This window comes from Fulvivirga kasyanovii, from assembly GCF_009711405.1.
Classification (GTDB): domain Bacteria; phylum Bacteroidota; class Bacteroidia; order Cytophagales; family Cyclobacteriaceae; genus Fulvivirga; species Fulvivirga kasyanovii.
On the sequence record NZ_SMLW01000467.1, the window covers coordinates 1 to 12,388 of the forward strand.

Annotated in this window: 12 protein-coding genes; 6 read left to right on the plus strand and 6 right to left on the minus strand. The window is 42.5% G+C overall.

Going from position 1 to position 12,388, the window contains the following annotated elements; genetic code table 11:
* From E1163_RS08265 to E1163_RS08290, 6 genes are all read right to left on the minus strand, one after another.
* Positions 1-288, minus strand: a 288-nt coding sequence (locus E1163_RS08265; protein WP_155170967.1) for a hypothetical protein, incomplete at its 3' end; no start/stop codon positions are given.
* Positions 289-435: 147 nt separating this feature from the next.
* The gene (locus E1163_RS08270) at positions 436-1,062 is read right to left on the minus strand and encodes an ABC transporter ATP-binding protein (protein ID WP_155170968.1); all 627 of its coding nucleotides are present in this window, start codon (positions 1,060-1,062) and stop codon (positions 436-438) included.
* Positions 1,063-1,080: 18 nt separating this feature from the next.
* Positions 1,081-1,860, minus strand: a complete 780-nt coding sequence (gene lpxA, locus E1163_RS08275) for an acyl-ACP--UDP-N-acetylglucosamine O-acyltransferase (protein ID WP_155170969.1) — start codon at positions 1,858-1,860, stop codon at positions 1,081-1,083.
* A complete protein-coding gene (locus E1163_RS08280) occupies positions 1,857-3,251 on the minus strand; it encodes a bifunctional UDP-3-O-[3-hydroxymyristoyl] N-acetylglucosamine deacetylase/3-hydroxyacyl-ACP dehydratase (RefSeq protein ID WP_155170970.1) in 1,395 nt (464 codons plus the stop codon). Before E1163_RS08280 ends, lpxA begins: the two co-directional genes overlap by 4 nt.
* Complete coding sequence (gene lpxD, locus E1163_RS08285) at positions 3,251-4,309, minus strand: UDP-3-O-(3-hydroxymyristoyl)glucosamine N-acyltransferase (RefSeq protein ID WP_155170971.1); 1,059 nt, start codon at positions 4,307-4,309, stop codon at positions 3,251-3,253. The genes E1163_RS08280 and lpxD overlap by 1 nt, the downstream gene beginning before the upstream one ends.
* A 33-nt stretch (positions 4,310-4,342) precedes the next feature.
* On the minus strand, positions 4,343-5,572 hold the full coding sequence (locus E1163_RS08290; RefSeq protein ID WP_155170972.1) for an HD domain-containing protein: 1,230 nt from the start codon (positions 5,570-5,572) through the stop codon (positions 4,343-4,345).
* A gap of 180 nt (positions 5,573-5,752) precedes the next feature.
* Between E1163_RS08290 and porX the strand changes: the two genes are divergently transcribed.
* The 6 genes from porX to E1163_RS30965 form a co-directional block, all read left to right on the plus strand.
* On the plus strand, positions 5,753-7,318 hold the full coding sequence (gene porX / locus E1163_RS08295; protein ID WP_155170973.1) for a T9SS response regulator signal transducer PorX: 1,566 nt from the start codon (positions 5,753-5,755) through the stop codon (positions 7,316-7,318).
* Entirely contained in the window at positions 7,308-7,754 is a 447-nt protein-coding gene (tsaE, locus tag E1163_RS08300) for a tRNA (adenosine(37)-N6)-threonylcarbamoyltransferase complex ATPase subunit type 1 TsaE (RefSeq protein ID WP_155170974.1), read from the plus strand. The genes porX and tsaE overlap by 11 nt, the downstream gene beginning before the upstream one ends.
* Complete coding sequence (locus E1163_RS08305) at positions 7,747-8,973, plus strand: alanine dehydrogenase (RefSeq protein ID WP_155170975.1); 1,227 nt, start codon at positions 7,747-7,749, stop codon at positions 8,971-8,973. Before tsaE ends, E1163_RS08305 begins: the two co-directional genes overlap by 8 nt.
* 14 nt (positions 8,974-8,987) lie before the next feature.
* Positions 8,988-9,659 carry a hypothetical protein gene (locus E1163_RS08310; RefSeq protein WP_155170976.1) on the plus strand — a complete coding sequence of 224 codons (672 nt, stop codon included), beginning with the start codon at positions 8,988-8,990 and terminating at the stop codon, positions 9,657-9,659.
* Between the two features lie 52 nt (positions 9,660-9,711).
* Entirely contained in the window at positions 9,712-10,005 is a 294-nt protein-coding gene (locus E1163_RS08315; protein WP_155170977.1) for a hypothetical protein, read from the plus strand.
* 256 nt (positions 10,006-10,261) lie between these two features.
* On the plus strand, positions 10,262-12,388 hold a 2,127-nt coding region (locus E1163_RS30965; RefSeq protein WP_221417961.1), incomplete at its 3' end, for an eCIS core domain-containing protein.

The following is a 12,388-nucleotide window of genomic DNA, read 5'->3' on the forward strand; positions in this document are numbered from 1 at the left end:
TTTTACATTAGCACCAAATACAAAAGCTCCTGCTTCGGGCATAGGTAGCAGGTCAGGGCCAGCAGCGGTTGAGTAAGTCAACTCCTTGTTGATAGTAAGGGTGAATCCATCATAGTCTTGTCTATCCTGAACACCGTCATTAACAGTAGTGGCAACCCAGGTTCCCGCCAATGCTTCTAATTGTTGTTCTTCTTCAGAAAGTCCCGGATCGTCGTCTTTCTTACAACCTATTGTTGTTAATACTACTAACAGAATAACTGCGCTAAATAAGTAGGTTAGATTTTTCATTAATACTATGTTTACAATGCTAAAATTATGAGTTCGAAAGATAAAAATTTTTTATTTTGTTATTCAAACATCCTGCTAAAATAATGAATATTTTGATAACATTATTCCAATTTTGGATAAATATGTACCAGGCGCAAATGGTAACCTTTAATTCTTAAATTTCAGCATATCAATGTATTCTGTACAAAACTCCTCGTATTCGTAGTCCTGATTAGAGGCTATGAGAATGGTTGCATTGGTCTTTTTTAACTCCCTCACCCTTTCCTGATACCATTTCGTGCCTTGATTGTCCAGGTTAGAGGTAGGTTCATCAAGTAGTACCAGTTCACTTTGTGTATAGAATGAAAGAGCGAGTTTTAAACGCTGCTTCATGCCCGAAGAAAAGTTCTTGATGTATTTGTCCCTGGCGTTCGATAAAAGGCAGCTTTCCATGACCCTGTCAATGGTATAGCCCTCTCTGATCTTTCTGAATTTGAAGTGAAAATCGAGGTGCTCTTTAAGTGTAAACTCTTCAATGAGCTCCATATATGGTGTGGCAATCGAAATGTATTGAAACACTTCTTCCGGCGGCACCTGTTTGCCCTGATTTATATAGGTTATATGGCCTGCCGAGGGCAGGTGATAACCGGATATAATTTGTAATAAAGTGGACTTTCCACTGCCGTTGGAGCCTACCAGAGCATAACTCTCGCCAGCTTTAAGTTCATAGTTGAGGTCTTTGAAGATCCATTCTTTATTATATCTCTTTGCCAGATTTTGAAGGGATACTTCCATATGGAGTCTCAGCTTAACTTAATAAGAATAGCCTTTCATTACGCCACGGTCGGAGCTTCTTATGAAGTTAATGATTTCATCGCGTTCTTTTGAGGGCGCCAGCTCCAATTCTACCAGATCAAGGGCTTTGGAGTTGTTTAAACCTTTCAGGAACACATAACGGTATATTTCCTGGATCTCGTTGATCTTTTCGGAAGAAAAGCCTCTGCGTCTTAAACCAATCGAATTGATGCCACAGTATGTTAGAGGTTCTCTGGCTGCTTTAGTGTAAGGAGGTACATCCTTTCTAACCAAAGACCCGCCTGAAAGCATGGTATGGGCACCGACCTTTACAAATTGGTGAATGGCACTAGACCCACCTATTATAGCGTAGTCATTTACGGTAACATGCCCGGCAATTTGCACGGCATTGGCAATAATGCAGTTGTCGCCAATGATACAATCATGAGCCACATGAACGTAGGCCATTAGTAGGCAGTTGCTGCCGATCACGGTCTTGTCCCTGTCATCAGTACCACGGCTAACCGTTACGTACTCGCGGATAACTGTATTGTCTCCAATGAAGGTTTCTGTCTCCTCACCTTTGTATTTAAGGTCCTGAGGTACGGCAGAGATAGATGCCCCGGGGAAGATCTTTACATTCTTACCTATTCTTGCACCTTCAAATATGGTCACATTCGGACCTATCCATGTCCCTTCATCTATAGTTACGTTCTTATGGATGGTAGAAAATGGTTCTATAACTACATTCCTGGCTATTTTAGCCTGAGGATGAATATATGCTAATGGTTGGTTCATGAGTCTTTCCTTACTATGCTGGCCGTCATTGTTCCTTCACATACCAGCGTGTTTCCTACAAATGCCCTTCCTGTCATTTTTGCAATTCCTCTTTTAATAGGCGCCAGCAGATCACATTTTATTACCAGCGTGTCTCCAGGCAACACCATTTTTCTAAACCTGAAATTCTCTATTCCCAGGAAGTACGTCCAGTAATTTTCAGGATCGGGAACAGTGTTAAGAACCAGGATTCCGCCTATCTGAGCCATTGCTTCTACCTGCAATACACCAGGCATTACAGGATTGCCAGGGAAATGCCCCATGAAAAAGTGCTCATTAAGCGTGACGTTTTTTACACCTGATACGCTTTCCTCATCTAAATGGATAATCTTATCGATGAGCAAAAACGGGTATCTGTGGGGCAGTATATTTGATATCTGGTTGATGTCTAATACCGGAGGCAGGCTTGGGTTGTATTTCGGAGCATTCTGCTTGGCAGAAGTTTCCATAGCCCGCTTTAATTTTTTTGCAAATGCCACGTTGGCCGCATGGCCTGGACGTGCTGCAAGTATCTGTGCCTTGATGGGCTTACCTGCCAGGGCAAGGTCACCCATTACATCCAGCAGTTTGTGTCTTGCAGGTTCATTGCGGTATCTTAACTCAACATTATTGAGAATACCTTCTTTTTTAACCTCTACTTTGGGCTTGTTGAAAAGTGAAGCCAGGCTTTCCAGCTCTTCTTCCTTCACCACCCGGTCTACCACAACTATGGCATTATTTAAATCACCACCTTTGATCAGGTTGTGCTTATGGAGCATTTCCAATTCATGCAGGAAGCAGAATGTACGGCAGGAAGCTATTTCTTTTTCAAACTGACTGATGTCAGTAAGCGAGGCATGCTGACTTCCGAGTACCGGGGAGTTATAGTCAATCATAACCGTCACCCTGTAATCATCCAGTGGAAGGGCTGCTATTTCTACATCCCTTGCCGGCTCTCTGTAAAAGATACTGTCCTGAACTTCATAGAAATCCCTCAGTGCATTTTGCTCTTCGGTTCCTGCTTCATTCAGAATATCAACAAACTGTTTTGAGCTACCATCCATTATAGGAGGCTCGGGGCCATCCAGTTGGATGAGTACGTTATCAATTTGAAGGCCAACCAAAGCCGCCAAAGTATGCTCAACTGTACTGATCCGTGCTCCACTTTGCTCTATGGTGGTTCCTCTTGATAGGTCTACCACATTATCAACATCTGCATCTACCACAGGCTGACCTTCAAGATCGGTTCTCTGAAACTTTATGCCATGTCCCGGTTTAGCGGGAAGAAAAGTCATATTAGTTTCTACACCCGTATGCAAACCCACTCCGGAAAGTGTTACGGACTTTTTTATAGTGTGTTGTTTGATATTCATTACTGCTTTTCCTGAAATGTCGGCAAATTTAGTACTTTTTCTTCAAGTTGCTTCAATTTGGCATTTAAATCGGGGAGATTTTTAAATGCGGCGTATGAACGGTAGAAATCTTTTACATCAAAGGCAGGGCTGCCCATGAGTTTGGCATTTTCTTCTTTAATGGATTTTCCAAGACCTGCTTTTGCCCCAATGGATGTTTTGTTGGCCAATACAATGTGACCTGCAATACCAACCTGCCCGGCAATGACACAGTTTTCTCCAATAATAGTGGAGCCGCTTACACCAGACTGTGCTGCGATCACGGTATTTTTGCCAATCTCAACATTGTGAGCGATTTGAATAAGGTTATCCAGCTTCACGCCACTATGGATCTTCGTAGAGTCTCCATGGAATGTAGCGCAATCTATGACTGTATTGGCGCCGATATCCACGTTGTCGCCCACAGTTACATTGCCCATTTGAGGGATGGTTTTGTAGGTGCCGTCTTCCTGAGGGGCAAAACCAAAACCATCGCTACCGATGACCACTCCGGAATGCAATACACAGTTGCTTCCAATGACTGTATTGGCGTATAGCTTTACTCCTGAATTAATAATGGTATTATCTCCTATAGTGACATTGTCGCCTATGTATGCGTGTGGGTATATTTTTACATTGTTGCCAATTTTTACATTATTGCCAATATATGAAAAGGCTCCCCGGTATACATCTTCACCCACCTGGCTTTCTTTGCCTATATAACAAGGCTCTTCAACCCCTGATTTTTGAAAGCTTATAAATTTATGATATTCTTCCAGGAGTACCGTAAACGATGAATAGGGGTCTTCAACAAGTATTAATGTTGCGTCGACCGGCTTTCTGGGTTCAAAATCTTTATGGACTATTACAGCACTGGCGTTGGTGCTATAGAGGTGGTTCTCGTATTTAAGGTTGGAGAGAAATGATAACTGACCTTTTTTGGCTTCCTGAATCTTGGCCAGCATGTTAATTTTCAATTCCCCGTCGCCTTTTACTTCGCCACCTAAAAGTGATGCTATTTGATTAACGGTAAATTCCATTAAAACTGCGCAGAATGGGTTCAATTTATATTTTCACAAAGATACATTTTTGGGGCAGCATAGATAGTATTTTTTAACAATTTTGCTGATAGCCTTGATATTAGGTAAATCCACGGCCTCCGCAATATCTATTACCTTCCCTTTTTTGGTTAAGATATTGATAGACTGCCCTTCAGCAATGTATGCTTTATTCGTAACCTCTCCGTAGGCAAAGAAGTAACGCGCATCCGCCCGTACTATGTTATAGTTTTCGGCGATTTTATTCCTTAAAGTTTTGAGTTCGTCTTTGCTGAGCGGGTCATTGGTGAGCTTGATCTTATAAAGCTGGCGGTTAAGCAACTGTGTACTTAGCGAACTCAATATCTTATCACTGTGGTTTTGCCATACTTTGATTGCACCCCAGATGTCATAGTCGTCCAGCATGCCATAGGTGGCAATGAGGTCGTCGTTTTGCTGAAAGTCTTCCAGGGTTTTTTGCTCGGTCAGGAAAGTTCTGAGGGCATCACTGGCGAATACCTCGTGCCCTCCCAGGGCCAGGTCTTTGGCCCGGATGATCAGGTTGACCAGCATTTTTTCTGCACTTACCGATGCTTTGTGCAGATAAACCTGCCAATACATGAGTCTTCTGGCATTAAGGAAGTTCTCAATGCTGTACAATCCCTTTTCCTCGACCACGATCTGGTCATTTACCACATTAAGCATGCTGATGATCCTGTCAAGGCCTATGGCCCCTTCGGAAACCCCGGTAAAGAAGCTGTCCCGCTTCAGATAGTCGAGGCGGTCCATATCCAACTGGCTGGACACCAGTTGGTGCAGGAAACGTTTTTTATACGTATTTTGAAATATTTTTAAACTCAACTCAAGTTTGTTGTTAAATTTGGAATTGAGATACTTCATTAGTAAATAGGACAGGCTTTCATGCTTTATTCCTTGAAGAAGGCTAAACTCCAGGGCATGTGAAAAGGGGCCGTGGCCTATATCATGAAGCAAAATGGCGATTTGTGCGGCTTCATATTCTTCGTCACTGATGTCTATGCCCTTGCTGCGCAGGTTGTCCAGGGCCCGGGTCATAAGGTGCATGGCACCTATGGCATGGTGGAAGCGTGTGTGTAGGGCGCCGGGGTAAACCAGGTCAGTCAGACCAAGTTGTTTGATACGTCTTAATCGTTGAAAAACCGGATGTTCGATGATGTCAAATATCAGGTCGCTTTTTATATTGATGAAGCCATATACGGGATCGTTGAAAATTTTTCTTTTGTTCAATCTATTCTGCGATTATTCCGTTACGTGTTAAAAGAAATTGCTGTTTTTTGGCATTGACGCCAAGCTGGCGCCAAAAATAGGCAATAGGAAATTATAGATTCATTAAAATAAAGAAAAACAAGAGGAGTTGTTAACAAGTTAAGTTAATGTTCAAGAACTAATTATCAGGAGAAAACAAGTATGCAGAGATACAATATTTTATGGGCAGACGACGAAATAGACCTTCTTAAGCCGCATATTCTTTTTTTGGAAAACAAAGGGTGCGATATTACCCCTGTAAATAGTGGGGCAGATGCCCTGGAGCTATGCGAGGAAAAACATTTTGATGTGGTTTTTCTGGACGAGAATATGCCGGGAATGTCAGGTTTGGAAACGCTGACCCAGATCAAATCTTTGCGCCCCAATTTACCCGTAGTGATGATCACCAAAAGTGAAGAAGAGCTAATCATGGAGGAGGCCATTGGAGCCAAAATAGCCGACTACCTGATCAAGCCACTTAACCCGAGCCAGATCTTGCTTTCGGTGAAAAAAATCCTTGAGAACAAGAGGTTGATCACGGAAAAAACCAATCTTTCGTATCAGCAGGAGTTCCGCAACATCAGCATGGCCTTTAATGAAGACCTTAGCCATCATGAATGGGCGGAGATATACAAGAAGCTGGTATATTGGGAGCTTGAAATCGACGATACAGAAAATAAGAGCATGGCCGAAGTGCTCAACATGCAAAAAGATGAGGCCAACAACCAGTTTGCCCGATTTGTTAATGAAAGCTATGAATCATGGCTCAATGATGCCAATGCTGAAAAGCCCCTGTTATCCCATCAATTGATGAAGAAGAAGGTTTTTCCTCACCTGGGGCAAGGAAAGCCGGTGTTCTTTTTGGTGATTGATAACCTTCGGTATGACCAGTGGAAAGTTATAGAGCCTGCCATATTAGAGCTCTTTACCGTGGAGGAAGAAGATACCTATTATTCGATATTGCCTACAACAACTGCCTATTCGCGGAATGCTATTTTTTCAGGTATGCTGCCGCTGGAGATGGCGCAAAAGCATAAAGACCTTTGGGTAGGAGAGGATGAGGAAGAGGGTAAGAATAACCATGAAGATGAGTTTCTTGAAAAGCAGATCAGAAGAAACAATCTCAATATAAAATTCAGCTACACGAAGATCAAGCAGATCAGTGAAGGCAAACAGCTTGTGGATAACGTGAGAAACCTGATGAACAATGACCTGAATGTTGTCGTTTACAATTTTGTAGACATGCTGTCTCACGCACGTACAGATATGGTTATGATCCGCGAACTCGCCCCGGATGAGTCTGCCTACAGGTCTATTACCCGGTCATGGATAGAGCACTCTCCACTTTTAGAAGCTCTGCGGCTGATTGCAGAAGCAGGAGGCAAGCTGATCATTACTACCGACCATGGTACGATCCGGGTAAAGCGGCCATTTAAAATTGTGGGCGACCGGAATACCAATACCAACCTCAGATATAAACAGGGCAAGAACCTGGGCTACGATAATGCTGACAAAATCATGGAGGCTTTTAAGCCGGAGCGTATTCATTTGCCAAAAGTCAATGTTTCTTCCACCTATGTTTTTGCCACTGAGGACCAGTTTTTTGCCTATCCCAATAACTATAACTATTATGTAAATTATTACAAGGATACCTTTCAGCACGGAGGGGTGTCTCTGGAGGAAATGATTATTCCGATAATTTCATTAAATTCGAAATATGGTAGATAGTACTTTGCCACGACTTCAGTTGGAATGTGATGGTTTGGAACAGTTAAAAGAGGTGGCCAGGCGCATTATTTCTTTTGGAAAAGATTATAATGTGTGGCTTTTTGAAGGACAGATGGGAGCAGGAAAAACCACTTTAATAAAAGCAATTTGTGAAGCTTTTGAGGTGGAGGATAACGTGAACAGCCCTACATTTTCCATAGTCAATGAATATCAGAACGGGAAAGGAGAAGTGTTTTATCATTTTGATTTTTACCGGATAAAGGATGAAGAGGAGGCTATGGATATTGGCGCCGAGGAGTATTTTTACTCGGGCAATTATTGCTTTATTGAGTGGCCTTCCAAAGTTGAAGGTTTGCTTCCTGACAGAATGTTGAAAATTGAAATAACTATTATAGATCCCGTAAAGCGGTTAATAGATTTGGCCAGGTATGACTAAGAAAGAAAAATCAGGCTTCGCGCAGCTAGCACAAGAGTCCAGCCTATATCCACAGGAAAAATTAATGCCGGTAAAAAGAAATAAACACTCTTTCTTTATTGGTTTGCCCAACGAAATATCCCTTCAGGAAAAGCGGATTACCCTTACACCGGACTCGGTGGCTCTGTTGGTAAACAACGGGCACGAGGTTTGGGTGGAAACTAAAGCCGGAGAAGGCTCCAAGTTTTCCGATAAAGAATATAGTGAGGCAGGTGCAAAAATAGTTTACTCTTCCGAAGAGGTTTACAAAGCCAATATCATTTTAAAAATTGAACCGCCAACCCTGGAAGAGATCGAGCTGATGAAGCCAAGGCAGGGGTTGATCTCGGCTGTGCAGATGGGAAGCCAGTCTCCGGAGTACATCAAAGCACTGAATAAGAAGCACGTTACAGCACTTGCTTTTGAGTTTATTGAAGATAAGGTAGGTGGTTTTCCTATCATCAGGGCCATGAGTGAAATTGCCGGGAACACCGTGATGTCTATTGCTGCAGAATACCTGAGTAGTTCTAATGGAGGGAAAGGTGTGATTGTTGGTGGTATTACGGGGGTGCCTCCTACCAAAGTGGTGATCATAGGCGCAGGTACCGTGGCAGAGTATGCAGCACGTGCAGCCATCGGCCTGGGAGCCGAAGTGCAGGTCTTTGATAATCATATCTACAAACTGCGAAGAATTAAGCATACCCTGGGGCAGCAGATATATACCTCTACTATTGATACCGTGACGCTGACGGAGTGCCTGAAAAATGCTGATATAGTGATTGGGGCACTGAGAGTGGAAAAGGGCCGTACACGCTATGTGGTAACCGAAGAAATGGTGGCTGACATGAAAGCCGATTCGGTGATCATCGACCTTTCGATAGATCAGGGCGGTTGCGTGGAAACTTCGGAATTAACCAACCTAAAGCAGCCAATTTTCAGAAAGTATGATGTAATACATTATTGTGTAGCCAATATAGCTTCAAGAGTAGCTCACACAGCTACCACGGCACTAAGCAATATATTTACGCCTACAATTTTAAGGGCAGCAGAGGAGGGTGGCATTGAGGAAATGATATTTGCCCATAAGTGGTTTATGAATGGCGTTTATACCTACAAAGGTAGCCTTACGAATGAGCCTATTGCCAGAAAGTTCGGTTTGAAACATAAGGATCTGAGCTTGTTGATGGCGGCGAGATTTTAGATCTTAAATACCTTATGGGGCAGCCGTTATTTCGACAGTCATTTAATAGATCAGATTTCACTTATGCCGAACCTCCTGAAAAAGGAAGTCCAGCATGGTATGAGCTCAACTATGCACAAGGGTTCTCGGTAAATACAGAAAATAGGAGCCTCCAAATTAACGAGGTTGAACCCAAACGTCCTGCTGCGTGGGATCTTGATCATGGAAAACTTCGTGGAATTGATCATGGAGAGTGGGACGGTAGGCTGGAGTTCATTTTCAGAGATCCATCCAAGGAGCCCGTTCTTATAAAAACAGGCAACATTAAATTTGTCTTCAGATTTCGGCAACAGATTTTCTTTATAGAAGGGCTGGCGCATTTGGGGTATAATCAAGGGGCGATGTTTAGGCTGAAGTGTTTAGCTGATACTTTTGAATATGAGAAAGTATGTGATTTTGAGGACGCTCCGCAAGCTATACTGGTAAAAGATGACAAGATTTTTATTGCTTCATATTCTGGTTTTTACATAGTGGACGATTCTTTTGAAAAGAAGGTGCTGATAAAAGATGCTTTCTGGGGAGGACTTTATCCCAACTCGATCGCGGTTGTGGGTGACAAGTTGTACATCGGTATCAGGGGAGGATATATTCAACTTGATGTGGACGATAAAGCATTTAAACTTTTTAAGTTCAAGCCAGTCCATTGACTATATAAGAGCAATTTTTTTGCTTGACTTTTTAGAATTAAAATAAAAAACCATGGTTAGAATAGTCTTCTTCCTGATAATTATTATTGGAGCCTCCTGTACCTCTAAAGAGTATGTAGAGTTAAAGCCGGTAATATTATCTGGAGATCAACTTGTTGAAACCGAACCGGCCGGGAATTTCTATGGTAATGTAAAACATGTTCTTGATTTCTACAATGTGCCTTATAAAGTAGACGAGCATGGCGTTGTTTTGATAACAAGGGAGCTTAGGGCAGATAGGGACTTGTTGAGAAACTATACCAATAAGGCCAATGATCCTGAGTGGATGGAGATGAATGGCCAGTGAATTATCAGTTTGTACCATTATCGCTCGGTAATGCCCATTTTTCAACCATATTCACTTACCTGCAATACGGTCTTTAAATATACAGCCTTTCGGTTTTATCCTTTTACTCCCCAAATTTTCCTCTTGGTCCTGCTTTAATTGTACAGAGAAAGGGAATAGGAGCGGGATAGTGTTAGATGTGTTTGGTCAAGGCAACCAAACCTGATGGTTTCATCGTTGGGGGCATATTCAATATTTGTCCTAAACCAACTATAAGATGAATGATCAACTAGCAGGCTCAAAAGGTGGGAATTCATCAGTAAACAGGTTGAACCAAAACAGCAGTAGTCTTGACTCCAAATTCGGAAGCAACCTTGATGCTAAAAACCAGTTTGCTGATAATGTAAATCCGGTTACCCAATTGGCCACCCAGCAGACCTCCAACCAAAATCAGAAAGGAGGGAATAATGGCGCCTCTAAGCTAACTTCCAAAACTGAGAACAAAACAGGACTTCCTGATGATCTGAAGTCAGGTATTGAAGGCCTTTCGGGGTATTCAATGGATGACGTAAAGGTGCATTACAACTCCGGCAAGCCTGCTCAGCTTCAAGCCCTTGCTTATGCTCAGGGTACAGACATCCATGTAGGACCGGGGCAGGAGCAGCATCTTCCCCATGAGGCCTGGCATGTGGTGCAGCAGAAGCAGGGAAGGGTGCGAGCTAATAAACAGCTCAAAGGAAAGGGTGTCAGTATTAACGACGAGAGCAGCCTGGAAAAGGAGGCTGATGTTATGGGAGAAAAGGCCTTATCAATCAATTCTGCATTTTCTCCTCAAAAGCAGCAAAATACGCCTCAAACATCAACCCAACGGAAGGTGATACAGCGGGAGGAGGATGTTGACAATTTTATAAGTTGGTTTGATAAACACTTGCCGGACAGCGGGAAAACAGATCTAAATCCTACAGAGATAAGGGAATTCATAGATTTGCAAAGAGACCTTAAACACGATGAAAGTGATGTGGTGACGATGGGGCCGGAGTTTGAGTTTGCTAAAGTAACTCCACATCCTGTCTCGGGGGATTTACCCATACACAAGGAATTGCTGGAATCTACCATAGATATAAATGGACTGCCTTTTGTTTTTGAAACTGATGCCGGTAATGTAATTGAAGCGGCTTTTCCTCCTTTTACCATCGGAAAGAAGAATGAAGAAGACTTTAAAGAAATCGCCTACAGGGCCATGAGAATTACCAGCCAAATAGAAAAATATCTAAAGAAAATGGCGGAGGATTTGGCTCAAGGGAAAAAAACACTGGCAGAATTGAAGAACGAACTTGAAAGGGGGCTTGGTGTTAAACTTAAGGAAAAAGATGCTTATCAGTATTATTCGGAGTTGAAACTTCTTCGTTTTACCAAAGGGATAGGTTCATTTACCAATGAGTACATTTCGCGTGATGAGGTGACCAATGCCCAGATCAATATCACCATGGGCTTGGATGACTTGGGAGCGGCCCTGCAAGGCGCAACTGCCACCAGAAGAGGCGAGGATCATATGGAACGAAAGGTAGCTACTACCGGCTGGCTTGAAAATAAACTGAGTGGAGAAGATAAAAAGTACATTAGCATACTTGCATATTATATCAGCCAGATACCGATGATGGCTTTACAAAACCTCATGGTGCAGGCCAGGCAAAACACGCCCGACCGTGATGATTTCAAGGCAAGTTCTGAGACAAACGCAGGCTTGCTTTCAAAGCTATCAAGTATTAAAGATTTTATGGGCTTCTGGGTGAAAGCCGGGTTAAACGATGTGTTACAAAATAGTGATGAATTGAATGATTTACTAGGAAGAATTGACCAGGGAGAATTAGAAGCGTTTTTGTTGCACGATGAAAAATTCACCGAACTATGGGATGAGCATGGCACGGCACTGCAGAATTTTGATAAGGGTAGTGGAGGAGTTACAGCTAATTCATATAATCAAATGGTGAAGAGGATAGTTCAAGAAATGTTTGAAATGTCAAAAAATATAACTGAAAATGAGGTACGGCCTGCAAAGTCGGTTGATATTCTTCCTGATGTAGAGAAAGGGCAAAATGTAGATTCTTACACCAAATTTACGGAAGGAGCGGATCGTGATGGAAATGCGGCACCCTTTATGGCTCGTCCTGATACCCATGTAGCCATCCCCAGAGAGGAGAATCAATTCCTGGTAGAGGTGAGGGGCTTAAATAAAGGTGTGTTAGGTAATGAAAATATGCAATCCTTTTATATGCCAGGATTTAGATTAGCCGGGGAGGAAAAGGATTGGGGGTTTATTGATTATAATCAGAAATCAAAAGAAAAGACGGATAGCGGGTATAAATCCTTTAGGGCATACCATAATAGGAAGAAACAAAATATT

Coding starts and splice junctions, on each gene's coding strand:
- E1163_RS08270 (WP_155170968.1), bottom strand. CDS start 1,062: ATGGAAGTATCCCTTCAAAATCTGGCAAAGAGATATAATAAAGAATGG.
- lpxA (WP_155170969.1), bottom strand. CDS start 1,860: ATGAACCAACCATTAGCATATATTCATCCTCAGGCTAAAATAGCCAGG.
- E1163_RS08280 (WP_155170970.1), bottom strand. CDS start 3,251: ATGAATATCAAACAACACACTATAAAAAAGTCCGTAACACTTTCCGGA.
- lpxD (WP_155170971.1), bottom strand. CDS start 4,309: ATGGAATTTACCGTTAATCAAATAGCATCACTTTTAGGTGGCGAAGTA.
- porX (WP_155170973.1), top strand. CDS start 5,753: ATGCAGAGATACAATATTTTATGGGCAGACGACGAAATAGACCTTCTT.
- tsaE (WP_155170974.1), top strand. CDS start 7,308: ATGGTAGATAGTACTTTGCCACGACTTCAGTTGGAATGTGATGGTTTG.
- E1163_RS08305 (WP_155170975.1), top strand. CDS start 7,747: ATGACTAAGAAAGAAAAATCAGGCTTCGCGCAGCTAGCACAAGAGTCC.
- E1163_RS08310 (WP_155170976.1), top strand. CDS start 8,988: ATGGGGCAGCCGTTATTTCGACAGTCATTTAATAGATCAGATTTCACT.
- E1163_RS08315 (WP_155170977.1), top strand. CDS start 9,712: ATGGTTAGAATAGTCTTCTTCCTGATAATTATTATTGGAGCCTCCTGT.